A 21,440-nucleotide genomic window follows, 5' to 3' on the forward strand; every position below is an offset into this window, starting at 1 on the left:
CGGGGCGATTGCAATGTCGCGGGTTGAGGCATTATAGCAGGCGGGCAGACTTGCGGCCCAACTGTTTTATGCACATATGACAGTCAAGGGGCCGTTATGGGCTTCTGGGAGATGACATGGCTTCGACCGCGCCGACCACTACCGCTACGACCGCTGGCGACACCCTGAACCTGACGCCGCCCGATCCGGTGCCGGTGGTCGCGCCCGAAAAAGCGGCGGGCCTGGTCCCGATCGAGGATGAGAAGAGGTCGAAGCTGGACGAAAAGGTCGACGCCTTCGTCGCGGACCTGGTCGCGCAGGACGCCAATTCGCCGGAATTCGGCGCGCGCGTCGATCAGCTGACCAATATGGGGCGCAAGGAAATCGCCGAGGCGGCGGGCCACTCCAACCGCTTTCTCGATCGCCCGGTGCGCGCGATGGACAGCGATACGAAGGTCGGGGCGGACCTGGCCGAACTGCGCCGCACGGTCGAAGACCTCGATCCCGGCAAGCGGGGCAATCTGCTCGCGCCCAAGAAGCTGTTCGGCATCATCCCCTTCGGCAACAAGATGCGCGACTATTTCGACGGCTATAAAAGCGCGCAGGGCCATATCAACGCCATCCTGGGGTCGCTGGCCAGCGGCAAGGACGTGCTGATCAAGGACAATGCCGCGATCGACGTGGAGCGCCAGAATATGTGGGCGACCATGGGCCGTCTGGAACAGATGATCCATATTTCCAAGACGATGGACGCACGGCTGGAAGCCAAGGCGCTGGAACTCGACGCGACCGATCCGGCCAAGGCGAAGGCGATCCGCGAGAGCGCGCTCTTCTACATCCGCCAGCGCACGCAGGATCTGCTGACGCAGATGGCGGTGACGGTGCAGGGCTATCTGGCGCTGGACCTGGTCAAGAAGAACAATGTCGAACTGGTCAAGGGCGTGGACCGCGCGGGCACCACAACGGTTGCGGCGCTGCGTACGGCGGTGACGGTGGCCCAAGCGCTGGCCGGGCAGCGACTGGTGCTGGAGCAGATCACCGCGCTCAACACCACCACCGCCAACATGATCGACCGTACCGGCGAACTGTTGACAAGCCAGACCGCGCAGATTCACGAACAGGCCGCGTCCAGCACCATCCCGATCGAAACGCTCCAGCGCGCGTTCCAGAATATCTACGATACGATGGACAATATCGACACGTTCAAGATGAAGGCGCTGGAGAATATGAAGACGACAGTGAACACGCTGTCGGGCGAAGTGGAAAAGTCCAAGGGCTATATCGCCCGCGCGCAGGGCCAGGCCCAGGCATCTCAGGAGGTGCGTGCGGACAATCCGCTATTGAGCGCGATCGAGGGGTGAGGATTTTCATGCGCCCTACCCCTTCCCGTTCGGTTCGAGCTTGTCGAGAACTGTTCTCGATACGCCGTCTCGACAAGCTCGACGGCTACTCGAACCGAACGGCTTTGGTGGAGGGTGAGGCATGAGCCGATCCGACCGCGTCCTTGCCGATGCCGAAGCCGTGCTGCGCCGCCACAGCGATCGCGGGCAGAGCCTCTCGTCCCGCGCACGGCAGCGGCGCAATGCAGGGCTGATCCGCAAGGTCAAATATGCCTTCTGGGCGGTGCTGGCGATCTTGCTCGCCAGCGCCGTCGCCGGGTTCGTCCTGCCGCTGGGCACCACCGGGGTCATGATCGCCTTGGGCGTGATGATCGCCGCGCTGCTGCTGATCGCGGTCACACCGACGGAAAGCCGGGTGAAGACCGAAGCGCTGGCCGCGACCGACCTCGCCGCCCTGCCGCTCAAGACAGAGATCTGGCTGGAAAACCAGCGCAAGGCGCTCCCTGCCCCCGCCGTGACGCTGGTCGACAGCATCGGCGTCAAGCTGGAGATACTGGCCCCGCAACTGGAGCGGCTGGGCGAGCAGGATCCGGCCGCACAGGATATTCGCCGCCTGCTGGCCGATCACCTGCCCGAACTCGTCACCGGCTATCAGTCGATTCCCGAACCGCTGCGGCGCGAGGCGCGCAATGGCCGGGTGCCCGAAAAGCAACTGGTCGACGGCCTGTCGGTGATCGACGCCGAAATCGGGCGGATGAGCGAAAATCTCGCCAGCGGCGACCTGGACAAGCTGGCGACGCAGAACCGCTTTCTCGAACTCAAATATCAGGAAGCCAAGGAACTCGGCCATTAACGCCGTCTCTTCCCCGGCATGATCCATCTCACACTGATCATCGTGGATTTCCTGACCGGCCTGCTGGCGGCGGGGGCGTGGGCGCTGGCCTCGGCTGGCGGCGCGATCGCGGCGGTGGTGGGCGGCGGCGTGCTGGGCCTGTCGCTCTTTCGCCGATGGCGGCGGAAATAGCGGCGCAATCCTACGACATTTCAACGTCGCGCGGCCTTTTCCGATCTCGAATCCCTATGTCCTGACGGATAGATAGAGCGCCTCCCCCCATGGAGCGCATGCATCATGTCCGATTGGCACCCCCGGCCCGCCGCGCAGATCGGCCTGCGGTTGATCGGCGTCGCGCTGATCGCCAGCCTGGAGCCGCAGGGGCTGTGGCTGCGCGCGATCGCCCGGCACTATGGTGACGGCACGCCGACACAGCTCTTATTCGCCGCCAGTTGCTTCGTCAGCGCCAGCCTGGGCGTCATATTGCTGATGCTGGGACCGGACCTGTGAAACCGGTGGCCCTCGCCCGCCGATGGCATGACGTCGACGCGCGGGCCGACATGAGGGTGTCGGAAAAATGGCCCCGGACGGCTGATGACGCGTGCAGTTCGCCACCGAGCCGTCCGGGATCGCAACGTCGTCCGACTTTGGAGAGGGTATGACAACGTTGTCCCGCATCCCTACTTGATTCGGCTGATCGGCGCAACAGACTATGCGCGGCACCTACGCGAGGGGCGCGGCCATCTGTAGACGGCCGCGCCCCTCGCGATGTCTTAAAATGCAGGCTCAGCCCGCGTAGAGGTTCGTCGGCAAGCCCCGCACCCCGCTCTCGACTTCGAAGAAGCCGCCGTCATAGGGCGTCGGATCGTCGAGGCCCACGGTCGCGCTGCTGACGAACATACGATCGAGGTTGGGCCCGGCGAAGGTGATGTTCGTCACCTGCCGGGCGGGCAAGGCGATGGCGCGATCCAGGTCGCCGTCGGGCGTGAAGCGGCTGATCCGGCTGCCGCCCCAATGGGCGACCCAGATATGCCCTTCCGCATCCACGGTCATGCCATCGGGATAGCCATCCTCTTGCGCGAAGCGGATGAACGGTTCGCGGTCGGTCGCGCCGTCGTCGGTGCGGCGAAAGCGGTACATCTGCTGCTTGGCGGTATCGCTATGGTAGAGCCACTGGCCGCATGGCGAAAAGGCCGGGCCGTTGGGGACGCGATAGTCGCTGTCGATCACCCGCCAACTGCGGTCCGGCGCCAGACGGTAGAGCGCGCCACGATCATGCTCTTCGCTCATGTCCATGGTGCCGCACCAGATATGGCCGTGCGCATCCGCCTTGCCATCGTTCATCCGATTGCCGGGGAAATGCGGTTCCGGGTCGGCGAACGGCGTGATGGTCAGCGGATCGAGGCTGACATCGGCAAAGCCGCTCTGGAAGCCGCCGATGAAGCCGCCCGCCTCCCGCTCCGCCACCCAGCCCAGCGGCTCGGGCATCGCCCAGCGATCGACCGCGCCGCTGTCCAGCGCCCCATCCTGCAAAGAAAGCCGATTGAGCGCCGGGGCGAGGATATCGACCCAATAGACCGCATTGTCGCGCGCGGACCAGAGCGTGCCTTCGCCCAGACTGTCCGCGACGCCGCGTTCGATCAAACGCCATTCAGCCATCAGCGCGCCACCGACAGGCGATAGACCATCTCATGATGATAGGGCTTGCCCGGATCGACGCGCGCCGACACGAAAGCAGGCTTGTTGGGCGCATCCGGGAATTTCTGCGGCTCCAGCGCGATGCCGTCGCCCATGCGATAGACATGGCTCTGCTTGCCGATGAAGGTGCCGTCCAGGAAATTGCCGGTGTAGAATTGCACGCCCGGTTCGGTCGTCAGCACTTCCAGAACGCGACCCGACACCGGGTCTTCCAGCCGCGCGGCCAGTGCCGGCGTCTTGGTCAGGCCCTTGTCCAGCGCCCAATTATGGTCGTAGCCGCGTCCGGCGATGATCTGCGGATCGCGTCCGTCGCGCAATCCATCGGCCACGCGACGGGGCTTGCGGAAATCGAAGACGCCGCCTTCGACGGGCTTTAGCTCGCCGGTCGGGATCAGGTTCGCGTCGACCGGCGTATAGGCCTTGGCCGGAATCGTGAGCATATGGCCCATCGCGCCATCAGGCGATCCTTCACCCTGAAGGTTGAAGATGGCGTGATTGGTCATGTTGACGATGGTCGGCTTGTCGGTCTTCGCATCGAACGCGATGCCCAGGTTGCCGCTTTCGTCCAGCGTGTAAGTGACGGTCACGTCCAGCTTGCCGGGATAGCCCGAATCGCCGTCCGGGCTGGTCAGGGCCAGCACCAGGCTGGCCTTGGGACCACTCTTCAACGACACGACCTTCCACACCTGCTTGTCGAAGCCCTTGCCCCCGCCATGGAGCGAATTGACCTTGTCATTGAGGGGCAGCTTATAGGCCTTGCCGTCGATGCTGAATTGGCCACCGCCGATGCGGTTGGCGTAGCGGCCCACGGTCACGCCGAAATAATTGGGGAAATCGACATAGCCCTTAAGGTCGTCATAGCCCAGCAGCACGTCGGCGATTTGGCCATCCTTGCCGGGGCCGGACAGCGATTGGAGCGTCGCGCCATAGGTCAGGATCTTGGCCGACACGCCCGCGCCATTTTTCAACGTGATCGCCTCTATCGCCACACCGTGGGCGGTGCCGGCGGGCGCACGGCTGGCGTCCGCCGCCATCGCCGTTCCGCTTGCTAGCATGACCGCCAGCGCATACAGACCGACAGCAGGTGACAACGCTGTTTTCAAATTGACGACCTTTGGCATGGACTTCCTCCCAGATACGCCCATTGACGGGCGGTTAAGGGGGATATACTCCGACAAAATGAGCGTGCGCAACCCTAGATCGGCTGCCCATGCTGCTGGAACTGCAGTGGAGAAGGATGAATGGCAGGACCGATCACATCAGGCGCGGGCGTGACCGCGGCGCACAATCCCGGTACGCGCTACGGCCCTGCGCTTGCGCTGCTGGCCAGCCTCTTCTTCATGTGGGGCTTCATCACGGTCATCAACAATACGCTGCTGCCGCATCTGCGCAGCGTGTTCGAACTGACCTACACCCAGACGACGCTGATCGAATCGGTGTGGTTCATCGCCTATTTCGTGGCGTCGATACCCTCGGCCAAGCTGATCGAGCGGGTCGGATACCAGAAATCGCTGGTCGTTGGCCTGCTGATCATGGCGGCGGGTGCGCTGGGCATGACGGTCGCGGCGTCGATCCCCTCCTATGGCGTGACGCTGGTCATGCTGTTCGTGATCGCCAGCGGCATCACCCTGCTCCAGGTTGCGGCCAACCCCTATGTCGCGATCGTCGGCAAGCCCGAAACCGCATCCTCGCGCCTCAATCTGGTGCAGGCGATGAATTCGGCCGGCACGATGCTGGCGCCCCTGTTCGGCGCCTATCTGATCCTGGGCCGATCAAAGGGTGGCACGGCGCAGGGCGACGTCGTCCTGACCCAGGCCGAACGGCTCGCCGACGCCCAGTCGGTGATCCTGCCCTATGTGCTGGTCGCTGGCGTGCTGGTCGTGCTGGCCTTCGTCATCGCCCGCTTCCCGTTGCCCGCCATGGGCAATGCGACGCAGCGCCACAACAAGGAAGAGCGCAAGAAGCATTCGCTCTGGAACCACCGCAACCTGGTTTTCGGCATTCCGGCGATATTCATCTATCTGATCGCGGAAATCGGCGTCGCCAACCTGTTCGTGAACTTCGTCAGCCAACCCGACATCGCCAACCTGACCCATGAACAGGCCGGTCGCTACCTGACCTTCCTGTGGGGCGGCATGATGATCGGCCGGTTCGCGGGTTCCGCGATCATGCAGAAGTTCGACGCGGGTCATGTCCTTGCCGCCTTCTCGATCGGTGCGTTCATCGTCATGCTGGTCACGGTCTTCACCACCGGCCCCGTCGCCATGTGGGCGCTGATCCTGGTCGGCCTGTTCCACTCGATCATGTTCCCCACCATCTTCACGCTAGGCATCAAGGGCCTTGGCCCGTTGACCGAGGAAGGATCGGGCCTGCTCATCATGGCGATCGCCGGTGGCGCGCTGGTGGTCGTGCAGGGCTGGCTGGCGGACCATTATGGCCTCCAGACCAGCTTCCTGCTGACTGCGGCCTGCGAACTCTACATCCTGTTCTACGCGCTGTGGGGGTCGAAGACGACCAACAGCCTGCCGGACCAGCAGGTCGCCGAATAGAGCCGAGGGCAAGCATTCCGGAACAGAAAAAGGCCGGAGCGGGATGTCCGCTCCGGCCTTTTATTTTTCCGTGCCCCGGCGAAGGCCAAGGTCCAGATCGAATGTCGCAACTGGACCCCTGCCTGCGCCGGGGAACAGAGCCGATCACGTCCCCATCGCGCTCGCCGTATCCTCCAGCGCCAGGTCGACCAGCACGCCCATCGCTTCGGCGGCGGCCGCCGGATCGCCCGCCGCGATCGCATCATAGACGCGGACATGGTCGGGGATCGGGTTGCGCGGCAGCGCGCGGGCGCGCTGCTTATACTGCGTCGTCCAGTTGACCGCCGCGCCGATGCTGGCGGTCAGCACCAGCAGCGCGTCGTTGCGGGTCGCGTGCAATATCGCATTGTGAAAATCCCTGTCAGCCGCCCGCCCCGCCTCGGTCGCCAGCGTATGGCGGCGCATCGCGGCGAGCGCGTCCTTCATGATCCGCAGATCCTCCTTGTCGCGCCGCTGCGCCGCCAGCCGCGCGGCGGCGGGTTCCACGATGGCGCGCAGTTCGAACAGGTCGCGCACGAACTGGATGTCCGGCTCCCCGGCAAAGGCCCAGGCCAGCACTTCAGGGTCGAGCAGGTTCCAGCGATTGCGCGGCAACACGCGGGTGCCCGCCTTGGGCCTGCTTTCGACCAGGCCCTTGGCGGTCAGCACCTGGATCGCCTCGCGATAGGCGCTGCGCGACACCTCCAATTCTTCGGCGAAGGCGACTTCGCCCGACAGGGTGTCGCCCGGCTGATATTGGCCGGACAAGATGGCCGTGCCCAATTTATGCGCGATCGCCCCGTGCAGCCGCCGCCCCGGGCCCCGCACCGCCTTGGCCCCGCCGCCATTTTCCGTCTCTTGCCCATGTAAAGACGGATTTTCCTTTGCCATTTCCGTTCCTCTCGCCTTCCCCCAATGAGGCATATCCGTCCCTATAATACAAGCATTGCCATTACCATCATCCTGTAATATGTCGGAGTAATTATCAGATTCATCGCCACCGCCTCGCCCCATCGGGCGAAACAGGCGCGTGGCGAAACGCTTGTGGCATTTGAATTGAGCGCCGTTTCCAGGCGCGCGGGAGGAGAGTTTTCATGACATTGCGCCTGTTGCAGCACCGTTCGGACAATGGCCAGCGGTCGGTCATCGCCGCACAGGGCGATGCGGCCTATATCGTGCCGGGCTTCACCACCATTCGCGCCCTGGCGCTGCACGCGATCGCGCAGAAGATCAGCCTTGCCGCCGCGGTCGACGCCGCCGGCCAGGGCGACGCGATCGACATCGCCGCCGAATTCGAAGCGGGCCGCCTGCTCGCGCCCATCGACCATGAAGACGGCGCGCATATCCAGTTGACCGGCACCGGCCTGACGCATCTCGGCTCGGCCGAAGGGCGCGACAAGATGCACCGCGAAGCCGCCGCCGTCGAAAAGCAGACGGATTCGATGCGCATGTTCCTGGAAGGCCTGGAGGGCGGCAAGCCCGCCGCTGGCGCAGTCGGCCAGCAGCCCGAATGGTTCTACAAGGGCGACGGTTCGCAGTTGGTCGGCCCGACCGACCCGCTGACCATGCCCGCCTTCGCCAAGGATGGTGGCGAGGAGCCTGAACTCGCCGGCATCTATATCATCGGCGAAGACGGCACCCCCTATCGCATCGGGCTGGCGCTCGCCAACGAGTTCAGCGACCATGTGACCGAGCGGCACAATTATCTGTGGCTCGCCCATAGCAAGCTGCGTCAGGCCGCGCTTGGCCCGGAACTGCTGGTCGGCACCCCGCCCGAGCATATCGAAGGGTCCAGCCGCATCGTCCGCAACGGCGAAGTCCTCTGGGAAAAGCCGTTCCTGTCGGGCGAAGGCAATATGTCGCACAGCTTCGCGAACCTGGAACATCATCATTTCAAATATGATCTGTTCCGCCGCGCGGGCGACGTCCACGTTCATTTCTTCGGCACCGCGACCTTGTCGTTCAGCGACGGCATCGTGCCGGAAGAAGGCGACGTGTTCGAAATCATCGCGGCGCCCTTCACCCTGCCGGTGCGCAACGCCTTGAAGCGCGCCGATCCCGTTCAGGTCGCCGTCAAGCAACTCTGAACGCTTCGACATGGACCCGATCCGCATCGCGATCGTGGGCATAGGCAAGATCGCGCGCGATCAGCATGTGCCTGCGATTCTGGGCAACAACGCTTTCAGCCTGGCGGCCACCGTCAGCCCGCATGATGCTGGGCTGGACGGCGTGCCGCATCATGCCAGCCTGGACGATCTGCTCGCCCAGGGACCGGCGGTGGACGCCATCGCGCTCTGCACCCCGCCGCAGGTCCGTTATGACCTGGCGGCGCAGGCGCTGAAGAAGGGCATCCACCTCTTCCTGGAAAAGCCGCCCGGCGCGACGTTGGCGGAAGTGGAAGCGCTCAAAAGCCAGGCCGACAAGGTCGGCGTCAGCCTGTTCGCCGCCTGGCACAGCCGCTTTGCCGCCGGGGTCGCTCCGGCGCGCGCATGGCTGGCCGAACGCAGGATCGAAAAGGTCTCGATCGTCTGGCGCGAAGACGTGCGCGTCTGGCATCCGGGCCAGGCGTGGATCTGGCAGCCCGGCGGGTTGGGCGTGTTCGATCCTGGCATCAACGCGCTGTCGATCGTCACTCATATATTGCCGCGCCCCTTCTTCCTGAAGGACGCGACTCTGGTGCTGCCGGAAAACCGCGCCGCGCCCATCGCCGCCGACATGATGTTCCGCGATACGGCAGGCGCGCCGATCCACATGGATCTCGACTGGCGCCAGACCGGCCCGCAAAGCTGGGACATAGTGGTCGAAACCGATGCGGGGACGCTCAAGCTCGCTCATGGCGGCGCGGTGCTGACCCTGCCCAGCGGCACCGAACATGGCGAGGATGTCGAATATGCGGGCCTCTATGCCCGCTTCGCCACGCTGATCCGGGGCGGGCGGTCGGATGTCGACACCAGCCCGCTGCGGCTGGTGGCCGACGCCTTCCTGCGCGGTCGCCGCGAAACTACGCAAGCATTTCACGACTAATTCCAACGGGAGAGGACAAGATGATGAAATCCCTGCGCCGCGCCTCCGCTGCGCTGTTGCTGTGCGCCAGCGCGCTCGCGACCACCACCGCCGTGGCCGACACCGACGGCAAGCCGACGACCGCCACGATCCACGCCGACAAGCCCGGCCCGGTCTATGACAAGGCGATCTTCACCCAGTTCGCAGAACATCTGGGCAATGGCATCTATGGCGGCCTCTATGTCGGCAACGACAAGTCGATCCCGAACACCAACGGCTTCCGCAACGACGTGATTTCGGCGCTGCGCAACCTGTCGGTGCCGATCATCCGCTGGCCCGGCGGCTGCTTCGCCGACGAATATCACTGGCGTGAAGGCATCGGCGCGAAGAACAAGCGCCCGGTCAAGATCAACACCCATTGGGGCGGCGTGACCGAACCCAATAGCGTCGGCACGCATGAGTTTTTCGAACTGGTCCGTCAGGTCGGCGCGCAGGCCTATGTTTCAGGCAATGTCGGTAACGGCACGCCGCAGGAAATGGCCGAATGGGTCGAATATATGACCTCGCCCGCCGGCAGCCTGGCCGAGGAACGCGCGAAGAACGGCCATAAGGAACCTTGGGCCGTCCCCTATTTCGGCATCGGCAACGAATTGTGGGGCTGCGGCGGCAATATGCGGCCCGAATTCGCCGCGGACGAAACGCGTCGCTACGCCACCTTCGTCAAGGCGCCACGTGGCACCAAGATCATGAAGATCGCGGCCGGCGCCAATGTCGACGACACCAACTGGACCGAAGTCATGATGCGGGAGGCGGGTGACAAGCTCGACGGCCTTTCGCTCCATTATTACACGTTGCTCAATGGGGCCTTCCCGCCGATCGGCAATCCATCCGCGTTCGATGAGAACCAATGGGCCAATATCCTGTCGCAAGCGCGGCGGATGGACGACCTGATCACCCGGCACAGCGCGATCATGGACAAATATGATCCGGCCAAGCGCGTCTTCCTGGCGGTGGACGAATGGGGCACCTGGTATGCGCAGGATGAGGGCACCCATCCGGGCTTCCTGCGTCAGCAGAACACGATGCGCGACGCGCTGGTCGCATCGATCCATCTCGACATTTTCGCGCGTCATGCCGACCGCGTCCGCATGACGGCGATCGCGCAGATGGTGAACGTGCTGCAGGCGATGATCCTCACCGACGGCAAGAAGATGGTGCTCACCCCCACCTATCATGTCTTCGAAATGTACAAGCCCTGGCAGGATGCGACGGTGCTGCCGATCGACATCCAGACGCCTTGGTATGCCAAGGACCAGTTCACCATGCCCGCCGTCAGTGGATCGGCGGTCAAGGGCAAGGATGGCAAGGTCCATGTCGGCCTGTCGAACCTTGATCCGAACCAGTCCAACACCGTGAGCGTGAAGCTGGACGGCCTGAACGCCGCGACCGTCACCGGCCGCATCCTGACCGCATCGGCGATCAATGCGCACAACACGTTCGACGCGCCCGAAACCGTCAAGCCTGTCGCCTTCACCGGTGCGCAGATCAGCGGCGGCACGCTTACCGTGACGCTGCCGGCCAAGTCGGTGGTCGTGCTCGACCTGCAATAAAAGTTTGGAGCGGGCGGAGGGTGGAATTGCCGCCCGCTCCATCCCCCATATATCGGTTCCCGCGCTCCCGCCGGTTGCAGGAACCATTGGCTAGAAGAGGGAGAGGCCCCCATGACGCGGCATATCATGACAAGCCTGGCGGGCCTCGCTCTGCTGGCTACAGTCGGCGCGGCCTGCGCCCAGCAGCCCGTGCAACCGACCGGCACCAGCCTCAACAGCCGCCTGACCGGCGACCTAGTCCCGACCCATGATCCCGTCATCGCCCGCGAAGGCGACACCTATCATGTGTTCAGCACCGGCCATGGCAAGCGGCTGATCGAAACCCGCACGTCGAAGGATCTGGTGACCTGGACCGCGGGGGACCCGATCTTCACCGCCCTTCCCACCTGGGCGAAGGACGCGATCCCCGGCAGCGATGGCATGTGGGCGCCCGACATCAGCTACGTCAACGGCCGCTACCGCCTTTATTATTCGGTATCGACCTTCGGTTCCAACCGCTCGGCCATCGGCCTCGCCACCAGCCCGACGCTGGACCCCAAGGCGAAAAATTACGGCTGGCGCGACGAAGGGCTGGTCGTCATGTCCACGAAGGACGACGACTATAACGCCATCGACCCCAATTTCATCATCGATCGGGATGGCCGCCACTGGCTGTCGCTGGGCAGTTTCTGGACCGGGATCAAGCTGTTCGCACTCGACCCGAAGACCGGCAAGCCCAAGGATGCGAAGGCCAAGCCGCTGTCGATCGCCCGCCGCCCCGCCCCCGCAGGCGGCCCGGCCCCGGTCGAGGCGCCCTTCATCGTCGACCATGGCGGCTATTATTGGCTGATGGTCAGCTACGACTATTGCTGCAAGGGCGTGAACAGCACCTATTATACCGTCATGGGTCGATCCAAGGCCATCACCGGCCCCTATCTGGGCAAGGACGGCAGCCCCCTGATGGAGGGCGGCGGCACCATTTTCCTGCGCGCCGACTTGGCCGAACAGCAGCGTTTCCGTGGCCCCGGCCATGCGGGCTGGCTGCATGACGTTGATGCCAAGGGTGGGGATGGCAGGGACTATGTCGTCTATCATGCCTATGACAAGCAGGCGAACGGCGCGCCGACGCTGCGCATTGCGCCGGTCATTTGGGGAGCGGACGGCTGGCCCGTCGCCCAATATTAATCTATTAGTCCGACTAACATATTCGGAGAGACACGCATGCCCCTAGCCCTATCCCGCCGCGGCTTCATCGGCAGCGCCGCCGCGCTGTCCGCAACGCCTGCCATCGTCCAGGCCGCCTCGACCCCGGCCACCGCGCCGGTCCCGGTCAATCCGCTGGTCAAGCAGCGCGCCGATGCGCAGGTGTTCCGCCACGACGACGGCTATTATTATCTGACCGGCTCCGTTCCCGAATATGACCGGCTGGTGCTGCGCCAGTCGAAGACGATCGCGGGCCTGGCCACCGCAAAGGAAGCGGTGCTGTGGCGGCATGAGGCCAGCGGCCCGCGTTCGGGCTATATCTGGGCGCCCGAACTCCATCAGATCGACGGCACATGGTATATGTATTTCGCCGCCGGTCCGGCAGGCGGTGGCGACGACGTGTTCCGAATCCGCACCTATGCGATCGTCTGCGACGGGCCCGATCCGATGACCGGCAAGTGGCGTGTGCTGGGTGAATTGCAGACGCCCTGGGACAGTTTCAACCTCGATTCGACCAGTTTCGTGCATAAGGGCATACGCTATTTCGCTTGGGCGCAGCGCGAACCGGGCATCGAAACCAACAGCAACCTCTATATCGCCAGGCTGGAATCGCCGCTCAAGCTGGGCAAGACGGTCACGCGCCTGACGGTCCCGACGCTCGATTGGGAAGTGCGCGGCTACAAAGTCGCCGAAGCGCCCGCCGTCCTGCATCGCAACGGCCGCCTGTTCATGACCTATTCGGCCAGCGCCACCGATGCGCGCTATTGCCTGGGCCTGTTGACGGCAGACGAAAATGCGGACCTGCTGGATGCCAAGAGCTGGACCAAATCGCCCCAGCCGGTCTTCGTCAGCAACAAGGCGACCAGCGTCTATGGCCCCGGCCACAACAGCTTCACGGTGGATGAGCAGGGCCGGGACATGCTGGTCTATCATGGCCGCGATTATGAAACGATCCAAGGCGATCCGCTGCTCAACCCCGATCGCCACACCCGTGTCCAGCGCCTCTATTACACCGCCGACGGCACGCCCGATTTCGGCGTGCCCGTGGGCAATGGCCCGCTGCCCGAACGCTTCATTTCCGCCGCCGACCCGACGCGCCTGCTGGCCCATGACGGCGCCAGCCTGCTGGCCGGCAACCCGGCGCTGGCCCAGACCCAGTTCCGCCAGACACAGGGCCGGGCCGGCAAGCAAAGCGTGATGCTGTCCCCCATCCTGCTGCCCGACCATTATCTGGTCGCGAAAAAGGATGGGTCGGTGACGCTGGAACAGGACAGCAAGAGCGCCGACTTCGCCCTGCGCAGCCAGTTCGTACGGCTGGAAGACAAGGCCGGCGGTCAGTTGCGCTTCGCCGCCATCTCCGCCCCCGGCAAGGCGCTGGGCCTGGCGGACGGTCAGGTTCGCCTCGTCCCCAGTCGCGACGCCAGCGCATATTGGCGCGCCGACTGACGCTGCCAAGTCTGACTAATGAACGAACAACAGGGGCCGGTTGCCGTGCGCAATCGGCCCCTTTTTCTAATTTTCGCCGCTTTACCCTAGGGAATACTCTATTTTCCTAAGATGCGGCATAAATGTCACTGGCATCCCAATTCGTGGGAGCGAACCCCAAATTTCCGCTTGCGATTCATTTGTCGGAGCAATAATTAGTCAGAGTAATTCACGCATGGCGTAATCGCCAGCTTCCGGGGAGGATATCCAAATGGCAATCAAGCCGATCACACTCGCTTCCGCTTCCATCTTCGCACTCATGCTGGCTGGCACCGCACAGGCGCAGGACACGACCGCCCCGCAGCCGCAGGCCGCGCAGGGCAGCGACGAAGCCGCCGACATCGTCGTGACCGGCGTCCGCGCCTCGATCGTGGGCGCGTTGAACGTCCGCAAGAATTCCACTCAGATCGTCAATTCGATCGTGTCGGAAGATGTCGGCAAGCTGCCCGACAACAATGTCATCGAAGCGCTCCAGCGCGTCACCGGTGTTCAGGTCACGAACCGCACGGGGGGCGAAGCGGCAGGTATTTCGATCCGCGGCCTGACCGATGCGCTGACGACCCTCAACGGCCGCAACATCTTCACCGCTGCGGGGCAGGCCTTCTCGCTTCAGGATATTTCGGCGAACCTCGTCAACCGCGTCGACGTGTTCAAGACACGCTCGGCCGATCAGATCGAAACCGGCCTCGCTGGACAAGTCGATGTTCAGACGCGCCGTCCGTTCGATTTCGACGGTTTCGCCATTTCGGGCCTGGCGCGCGGCATCTATAATGAGCAGGCCGACACCTATAATCCGAACGTAGCACTGCTGGTCAGCGACCGCTGGGAAACCGGCATCGGCGACATCGGCATTCTGGTGAATGGCAGCTACACTCGCACCAAATATCGCGATCAGACAGTGACGGCGGGCGCGCTGGTGCCCTTCGCCACGCTAACGCCTTCCGCAGGTACAGGCCTGACTGGTTTCCAGCGCATTTTCCCGGCTGGCCGGAACCCGGTTACAGGCGCGTATATTCGTGGCCCAGGCGCTGGTGAATGGACCCCCGGTCTGGATCGCGGCCTGTCCACCGCCGCCGGTTCCTCGATGCTCGTCAACGGCATTTCCACGCCCTATTGGCTCTCGCGCGACGCCGTGTTCAGCTCCGATCTCTATGGCAAGCGCGAGCGTCCGTCCTTCAACGTTGCGCTGCAATGGGCGCCCAACGCCAGCTCGGTCTATACGGCTGAGGTCTTCTATGCCGGATTCCGCGGCGAAACCTTCAACAGCCTGCAATTCAGCTTCGTCGATTTCTGGGACAATCCGCAGGCGCCGACGCTGTATGAAGGCACCAACATCGTCAAATCGCGCGTTGCCAACAACGTCTATGGCTTCAACAGCGGAGACTATAACAAGTCTAAGACGGATAGCTTCGTCTATGCGCTGAACGGCAAGTGGGACTTGGGCGATCGCGGCAAGATCGTGGGCGACATCGCCTATCAGACCAGCACGGTGAAATCTTCCTTCCTCGCCATGCGGACAGAGCGCGCGAGCACCCGGAACTCTATCAACGTCGATTTCAACGCTGGCGGCGGCATCCCCTCGTTCCACTTCAATGACGACAGCGTGCTGACCAATCCGGCCCTCTGGAACGTCGCGCAATTTTACGACAACGCCAATCGCGACAAGGGCAGCGCCATCACCGGCACGCTCGACGGCTACTACACCTGGGATGAAGGCTTCATCCGCCAGATCAAGGCCGGTATCCGCATAGACCAGCGCAAGGCGTCGACGTCCGTGCGGACGCAGGATGCAGGCGCGCCGCGGGCACGCACCACGCTTGCAGGCCTTGGCACGGACGCCGCCTTCACCAACAAGGATTTCTATCAGGGCGGTGCCGATGTGCCGACCAGCTGGACCCTGCCCAGCGGTTACTGGCTGCACGACAATGCCGACACGGTGCGTGGCCTCTACGGCCTGCGGACGGCGGACCAGCTGTCGCTCCAGCGCGTGTTCAACATCGACGAAAGCACCATCGCCGCCTATCTCCAGGCCGATGGCGAAGTGTCGATCTTCGGTCGCCCGCTTAAGCTCCAGGGCGGCGTGCGCTATGTCACCGTCGATACCGACTATGACTTCTTCGACCGCTATAATGGTGGCGCACAGACAAGCGTGTCGCGCGGGTCGGACAAGTTCCTGCCCAGCTTCACGGCGCGCTACGAGATTTTCGACAATCTGCGCGTGCGCTTCAACTATGGCGAAACCCTGCGTCGGCCCAACTTCACCGACATCAATCCCAATTATAATCTGGTCGGCGACCTGACCAACCTTGGCTATGGCAGCGGTACGGCAGGCACGGCGTCGCTCAACCCGACTCATTCCAAGAATATCGACGTGGCGCTGGAATGGTATTTCGAGCGGAACAGCGCGATCACCGCGACGGCTTTCCGTCGTAAGATCAGTGGGCTAGTCGTGCCGCTGACGGTGCAGGAATTCATTCCCAACAATGGCATCGTGGCGGGCGCGACCAATAATTTCGCCATCACGCGGCCCGTCAACGCGTCGGACGGCGTGCTCAAGGGCATCGAACTGGGCCTGACCTACTTCCCGTCCTACCTGCCCAGCGTCCTCAACGGCCTGGGCTTCGTAGGCAGCGTCACGATCCTTGATTCCAAGCAGAATATTCCGCAGTCGGATTCGGCAGGCAATATCACTGGCCAGTCGACCTCGTCCTTCTTCGGCGTATCGGACCTCAGCTACAACGCCACTCTCGCTTATGACAACGGCCCTATCGGGGCGCGCCTGTCCTATATCTGGCGCAAGGAGTTCCTGGCGAACAACGAAGCCCGTCTGTTCGCCAACCCGATCGGTGTATGGCGCAACCCGGAAAAGAGCCTGGACCTTCAGCTCACCTGGAACGTCAACGATCGCCTGGGCGTGACCTTCGACGCGGTGAACCTGACCAAGTCGAAACAGCAGACATATTATAAGTTTGAGGATGTCGGCGGGCCGGATCAGTTCAACCTCGGCACCACCCTGCTATCGCGCACCTTCGCGCTGGGTGTCCGCTACACCTTTAAATAAGTGCCCGATGGGGCGCGGCGTCTCCTCGCCGTGCCCCATATCATGGCGGCCGTATCGGGACCCTCTCCAGTCCCGGCACGGCCGCCATATTTATTTGGAAGGAGGATGACGATGCGCGCGATGAGGATGCTTCTGCTGGCCGGGGCCGCGATGATCGGGATCGGCGCCGCGTCTCCCCCGCCCCCCGCCACGCTCGACACCGCCGCCATAGCCACGCAGCGTTTCGGCAACGATGCGCCTTGGTATGAACACCGCATCCCCTTCTTCGAATCGGCCGATCCCCAAATCGACGCCGTCTATTATTATCGCTGGCAGCTCTATCGCGGCCATCAGCGCGATCTGGGCGCGGAAGGCTATATCACCACCGAATTTTTCGATGATGTCGACTGGCAGCGCCACCCCTATGCCAGCCTGAACGATGCCAGTGGGTTCCACATAGGCGAGGGACGCTGGCTCAATGACCGGCGTTTCGCGGACGACTATATCAATTTCATGTATGGCAGCGGTGGCAACGACCGCCACTTTACCGATCATATGGCGGACTCGGTCTGGGGCCGTTACCTGGTCGATGCCGAACGTCGCGATGCCCTGAAGCATCTGCCCGTCATGAACCACATCTATCGGCTGTGGGACGACAAGTACGACTTCGACAAGGGGCTGTATTTCGTGGAGCCGCTGCTCGACGCCACCGAATATACCGTCTCCTCGATCGACGCGTCGGGCGGCAAGGACGGATTTCGGGGCGGCAATGCGTTCCGCCCTTCGATCAACAGCTATATGTTCGCCAATGCCCGCGCCCTGTCGCGCATGGCCGACATGGCGGGCGACAAGCCACTCGCCGCCGCCTATGCCGCCCGCGCCGACGCCCTGCAAAAGCGCGTCCTCGCCGACCTGTGGAGCGACAGGCTCAGCCACTTCATCGACCGTCACCAGTCGCGCAAGAACCCGTTCGTCAACTATTGGGAGCCGATCCGTAACCGCGAACTGGTCGGCTATCTCCCGTGGATGTTCGACCTCGTCCCCGACGATGCGCAATATGCCGCCGCCTGGGCGCATCTGCTCGACCCCGCCTCGCTGGCCGGTAAGGCGGGCATGCGCACGGTCGAGGCCAGTTACGAATATTATATGCGGCAATATCGCTATCTGGGCGACGCGCCGGAATGCCAGTGGAACGGCCCCGTCTGGCCTTATCAGACGACGCAGGTGCTGCACGGCATGGCCAATCTGCTCGACCATGCCCGGCAGACCGGCCCCGTCACCCGCAGCGCCTATATGCGGCTGCTGCGCCAATATGCCGCGCTCCATTATCAGGGCGTCGGTCGGGATAGGCGCCTGGATATCGAGGAGGATTATCACCCGGAGACCGGCAAGCCGATCGTCGGCCTCGACCGCAGCCACCATTATTTCCATTCGGGTTTTAACGACCTGATCCTGACCGGCCTGGTCGGCATCCGCCCGCGCGCCGACGACATGCTGGAAGTGAACCCACTGCTCCCCGATGCGCGCGATCCGCAGGCGCTCGCCTGGTTCCGGGTGCAGGACGTGCCCTATCACGGCCACAAGGTCGCGGTGACGTGGGACGCAGACGGCCGCCATTACGGCCGGGGCAAGGGGCTGGCGATCGAAGTGGACGGCAGGGAAGTCGCACGGCGCGACACGCTGGGCCGCATAGAGGTTCCGATCGACCGCGCGCCCACACCCGCCATCGCCCGTCCGATCAACCTCGCCGTACAACTGGTGCGCGGGCAATTCCCGATGGGATCGACGTCCAGCAATAGCGACATCGAAAATGTCCATGATGCGATCGACGGCCGCACCTGGTTCTTCCGGGAACTGCCCAATGGCTGGTCGTCCGCACCCTCTCCGGCGCAACAATGGTATGCCATCGACCTTGGCAAGCCGACCGACCTCGCCCGCGCCGAACTGGCCTTCTTCGCCGACGGCGAGGGCTTCGCCGCCCCGCAAGGCTATCGGCTCCAAGCGTGGGTCGATGGAGACTGGCGTGACATCGCCGCGCCAAAGGGCAGCCCGGTCGCCAACGGCGTGACCGATGTCCGCTGGCCGAAGCTTCAGACCAGCAAGGTCCGCCTGCTCTTCACCCAGCCCCAGGGCAAGGCGACCCGCCTCGCCGAATTCAAGCTGTTTGCGCAATAACGAAGCGGCGGCCAAGGAACCGGGCGTCGTCGCGCCCAGGCGAAGGCCCGGCCCGCCGGACGATAGATAACCCCTCTATTGCGTGGTCGCCAAAGAATTGGCATCGCGCGCGGCATTCAGAAAAGGCTGGACCCGCAACCGGGGGAAGACATCCTCGATCGGCTTGGTATCGGGCAGGATATAGACATATCCCCCCTTCCTGCGAAACAGCGGGCTGACCTTGGCATAGAAGGCCTTGGGCACGTTGATGCAGCCGAAAGTGATGCGGTTGTCGTCTATTTCGGGGACAGCATCCGCTCCTTGCGCTTCTCCTTGGGATTGCCCGGCGGGATGGTGTGCAGCGCGACGGAGGTCGCATAATCGACCCACAAGACCCGCTGCTTGCCCGCCGCCACGCCGAATTTCGCCAGATAACGCCCGGCAGGCGTCGTCTTTTCCGCCGGTCCGATCTCCGACAGGCTTTTGCTGCCGATGCCGGGCGTCGCGTCATCTCCCGGCATGATGCCGATCAGCACCGGCCCATGGGCCAGCAGCTTGCCCTTGGCATCATAGAGGAAGGCGGCGGCCGACGGCTTGTCGATGATGATGTAGGGCAACGCGCGATTGTCCCGCGCGCTCATCACCCAGTCGGCGACCCGCGTGGCGGATGCCGACAGTTCCGGCGCGGGTGCGTCTTGGGCTGTCACGGCATCTGGCTTGGCTGCCTTGGACTTGGCGGCCTTGGGCTTGATGGCAGCGGGCTTGGCGGTGCTCCGCTTGGCCGTGGCCGGACGACGGTCGGCCGCCTGAGCGGGCGTGGACACGGTGAGCGCAAGCGCCATCAGCGCCAGAAAAGCAGGAATCATGCAGGGCAAAACTCAAAAAAGGGCCGACGCGAAGGAAAGCGCCGACCCGTATAGCAGATAGCCGTCTGCGACCTTAGTTGCGAGCGCGCTTGCGCTGGGCCTGCTGCAATTGCTGCTCGACCCCGTCGACGCGGCCGTTCAATTGTTCCAGCCGCTGGCTGTTCTGCTGCGCCTGGCCGGACGCCGACCGCGCTTCGGCCAGGGCCTGCTGGGCGGTGCCATCGGTAGTCTGCAATTTCGCGTCGAGCGCATCCACGCGCTGGTTCACGGTGGCGACCTGTTCGCGGACGAACCCCTTCGTGGCGCAGCCACCCAAGCCCATCGAGCCAATCAAAACCACGGCAAGCGGGGCCATTTTCGTCAGAGACGGCGACATATTTTTCTCCTGATGGTCAATAAACCGTCATGTTTCCAAGCTCAGCGCAGAGCGGCGGACAACGCGATTCTGTCCGGCTGTGCATGACGCCAGTCGAACGGAGCCTTGAGCGAAGTTACGCTATTCCGCCAAAAACGCGCCTGAATTCCACATGAACCCGTAACGGTTTTCCCACTTCCACTGGTCCGACTCCAGCAACAATCTGTCGCCACCAGACATAAAGCGTCGCCGCCGAATCACCGTGATTCGCTGGCGAAGCGCGGTGCGGACTGCCGCCAGCTAACAGGTGCGCCAGCCGGTCGCACCGATGACCAACGGTTCGCTCCCGGCGGGCAGACCTGGAATAGGCGCCCGGACCGGCGCTGTCGCACTGGGACTGGTGAAAGCCTCCGTCGACCGGCAAGCCCCTATCACCATTTTCCCCTTGCTCCGGCGGCAATCCCATGCACAAAGCTTGCCAACTGCCGTACGCGTTCCGGCGTTTAAGGGATGCTTAGTCAAACGGCTGCAAGGACAAGACGCATGGACGACGTGATGACCCCGGAACGGACGGCGCAACGCCCGCAAATCCCGCATGAAGTGAGCGACGGCCTGTCGGTCATTTCCATCGCCAAAAGCTATGACAAGCGCGTCGTCCTGTCCGACGTGTCGCTGACCGTGGGCAAGGGAGAGGTCGTCGGCCTGCTCGGCCCCAATGGCGCGGGCAAAACGACCTGCTTCTATTCGGTCATGGGCCTGGTGCGCCCCGATCATGGGCGCATCGTGCTGGACGGCCAGGACATCACCAACCTGCCCATGTACCGCCGCGCCATATTGGGCCTGGGCTATCTGCCGCAGGAAACCTCCATCTTTCGCGGCATGACCGTGGCGCAGAATATCAGCGCGGTGCTGGAACTGGCAGAACCGGACAAGGCCGCCCGCGAAGCGCGGCTCGAACAGCTGCTCACCGAATTCGGCCTCGCCCGCCTGCGCAATTCGGCCGCGATGGCGCTGTCGGGCGGCGAACGCCGCCGCTGCGAAATCGCCCGTGCGCTGGCCGCCAACCCCTCGATCGTGCTGCTGGACGAGCCTTTCGCGGGTATCGATCCGCTCTCGATCGCCGACATTCGCGATCTTGTGAAGGATTTGAAGACGCGCGGCATCGGCGTCCTCATCACCGACCATAATGTCCGCGAAACGCTGGAAATCGTCGATCGCGCCTGCATCATCTATGGCGGGCAGGTTCTCTTTGCCGGCAATCCGACCGAACTGGTCGCCAATGCCGACGTCCGCCGCCTCTATCTGGGCGAGAATTTCCAGCTTTGAGAT

At 63.5% G+C, this 21,440-nt stretch carries 17 protein-coding genes and 1 pseudogene; 13 read left to right on the forward strand and 5 right to left on the reverse strand.

Features of this window, described 5'->3' with window-relative positions:
* Window positions 1-116: 116 nt before the first annotated feature.
* The 4 genes from U5A82_RS18195 (at window position 117) to U5A82_RS18210 (ending at window position 2,661) form a co-directional block, all read left to right on the forward strand.
* The gene (locus U5A82_RS18195) at window positions 117-1,340 is read left to right on the forward strand and encodes a toxic anion resistance protein (protein ID WP_326292287.1); all 1,224 of its coding nucleotides are present in this window, start codon (window positions 117-119) and stop codon (window positions 1,338-1,340) included.
* A 121-nt stretch (window positions 1,341-1,461) separates the two neighbouring features.
* Complete coding sequence (locus U5A82_RS18200; protein WP_326292288.1) at window positions 1,462-2,172, forward strand: hypothetical protein; 711 nt, start codon at window positions 1,462-1,464, stop codon at window positions 2,170-2,172.
* A gap of 18 nt (window positions 2,173-2,190) precedes the next feature.
* Window positions 2,191-2,343, forward strand: a complete 153-nt coding sequence (locus U5A82_RS18205; protein WP_326292289.1) for a hypothetical protein — start codon at window positions 2,191-2,193, stop codon at window positions 2,341-2,343.
* 105 nt (window positions 2,344-2,448) lie between these two features.
* Window positions 2,449-2,661, forward strand: a complete 213-nt coding sequence (locus U5A82_RS18210; protein WP_326292290.1) for a hypothetical protein — start codon at window positions 2,449-2,451, stop codon at window positions 2,659-2,661.
* 276 nt (window positions 2,662-2,937) lie between these two features.
* Here the strand turns inward: U5A82_RS18210 and U5A82_RS18215 are convergent, their stop codons facing one another.
* Together U5A82_RS18215 and U5A82_RS18220 are read right to left on the reverse strand one after the other, a co-directional pair.
* Window positions 2,938-3,810 (reverse strand): SMP-30/gluconolactonase/LRE family protein, encoded by an 873-nt coding sequence (locus U5A82_RS18215; protein ID WP_326292291.1) that lies wholly within the window; start codon window positions 3,808-3,810, stop codon window positions 2,938-2,940.
* Window positions 3,810-4,970, reverse strand: coding sequence for an aldose epimerase family protein (locus U5A82_RS18220; RefSeq protein WP_326292292.1), 1,161 nt, complete (start codon window positions 4,968-4,970; stop codon window positions 3,810-3,812). The genes U5A82_RS18215 and U5A82_RS18220 overlap by 1 nt, the downstream gene beginning before the upstream one ends.
* Window positions 4,971-5,090: 120 nt before the next feature.
* Between U5A82_RS18220 and U5A82_RS18225 the strand changes: the two genes are divergently transcribed.
* Window positions 5,091-6,398, forward strand: a complete 1,308-nt coding sequence (locus tag U5A82_RS18225) for a sugar MFS transporter (protein WP_326292293.1) — start codon at window positions 5,091-5,093, stop codon at window positions 6,396-6,398.
* A gap of 144 nt (window positions 6,399-6,542) precedes the next feature.
* On the opposite strand, the gene U5A82_RS18230 is transcribed toward U5A82_RS18225, so the two are convergent.
* Window positions 6,543-7,307 carry a FadR/GntR family transcriptional regulator gene (locus tag U5A82_RS18230; RefSeq protein ID WP_326292294.1) on the reverse strand — a complete coding sequence of 255 codons (765 nt, stop codon included), beginning with the start codon at window positions 7,305-7,307 and terminating at the stop codon, window positions 6,543-6,545.
* A gap of 203 nt (window positions 7,308-7,510) precedes the next feature.
* On the opposite strand from U5A82_RS18230, the gene araD1 reads away from it, so the two are divergent.
* The 7 genes from araD1 (at window position 7,511) to U5A82_RS18265 (ending at window position 18,911) form a co-directional block, all read left to right on the forward strand.
* Window positions 7,511-8,503 carry an AraD1 family protein gene (araD1, locus tag U5A82_RS18235; RefSeq protein WP_326292295.1) on the forward strand — a complete coding sequence of 331 codons (993 nt, stop codon included), beginning with the start codon at window positions 7,511-7,513 and terminating at the stop codon, window positions 8,501-8,503.
* Window positions 8,504-8,513: 10 nt separating this feature from the next.
* The gene (locus U5A82_RS18240; protein ID WP_326292296.1) at window positions 8,514-9,440 is read left to right on the forward strand and encodes a Gfo/Idh/MocA family protein; all 927 of its coding nucleotides are present in this window, start codon (window positions 8,514-8,516) and stop codon (window positions 9,438-9,440) included.
* 20 nt (window positions 9,441-9,460) lie between these two features.
* Window positions 9,461-11,029 (forward strand): alpha-N-arabinofuranosidase, encoded by a 1,569-nt coding sequence (locus U5A82_RS18245; RefSeq protein WP_326292297.1) that lies wholly within the window; start codon window positions 9,461-9,463, stop codon window positions 11,027-11,029.
* A gap of 111 nt (window positions 11,030-11,140) precedes the next feature.
* The gene (locus U5A82_RS18250; RefSeq protein ID WP_326292298.1) at window positions 11,141-12,193 is read left to right on the forward strand and encodes an arabinan endo-1,5-alpha-L-arabinosidase; all 1,053 of its coding nucleotides are present in this window, start codon (window positions 11,141-11,143) and stop codon (window positions 12,191-12,193) included.
* A 36-nt stretch (window positions 12,194-12,229) separates the two neighbouring features.
* A complete protein-coding gene (locus U5A82_RS18255; protein WP_326292299.1) occupies window positions 12,230-13,657 on the forward strand; it encodes a family 43 glycosylhydrolase in 1,428 nt (475 codons plus the stop codon).
* 250 nt (window positions 13,658-13,907) lie between these two features.
* Window positions 13,908-16,757 carry a TonB-dependent receptor gene (locus U5A82_RS18260; RefSeq protein WP_326292300.1) on the forward strand — a complete coding sequence of 950 codons (2,850 nt, stop codon included), beginning with the start codon at window positions 13,908-13,910 and terminating at the stop codon, window positions 16,755-16,757.
* Between the two features lie 111 nt (window positions 16,758-16,868).
* Window positions 16,869-18,911, forward strand: coding sequence for a discoidin domain-containing protein (locus U5A82_RS18265; protein WP_326292301.1), 2,043 nt, complete (start codon window positions 16,869-16,871; stop codon window positions 18,909-18,911).
* Window positions 18,912-18,986: 75 nt separating this feature from the next.
* On the opposite strand, the pseudogene U5A82_RS18270 reads toward U5A82_RS18265, so the two are convergent.
* Window positions 18,987-19,756: pseudogene (locus tag U5A82_RS18270) on the reverse strand (hypothetical protein).
* 73 nt (window positions 19,757-19,829) lie between these two features.
* On the reverse strand, window positions 19,830-20,132 hold the full coding sequence (locus tag U5A82_RS18275) for a hypothetical protein (RefSeq protein ID WP_326292302.1): 303 nt from the start codon (window positions 20,130-20,132) through the stop codon (window positions 19,830-19,832).
* Window positions 20,133-20,654: 522 nt separating this feature from the next.
* Here U5A82_RS18275 and lptB point away from each other — a divergent pair.
* Window positions 20,655-21,437: an LPS export ABC transporter ATP-binding protein gene (gene lptB / locus U5A82_RS18280; RefSeq protein WP_326292303.1), complete on the forward strand. Its 783-nt coding sequence runs from the start codon at window positions 20,655-20,657 to the stop codon at window positions 21,435-21,437.
* Window positions 21,438-21,440: the final 3 nt, after the last annotated feature.

Source organism: Sphingobium sp. CR2-8 (assembly GCF_035818615.1).
In the GTDB taxonomy this organism is placed as follows: Bacteria; Pseudomonadota; Alphaproteobacteria; order Sphingomonadales; family Sphingomonadaceae; genus Sphingobium.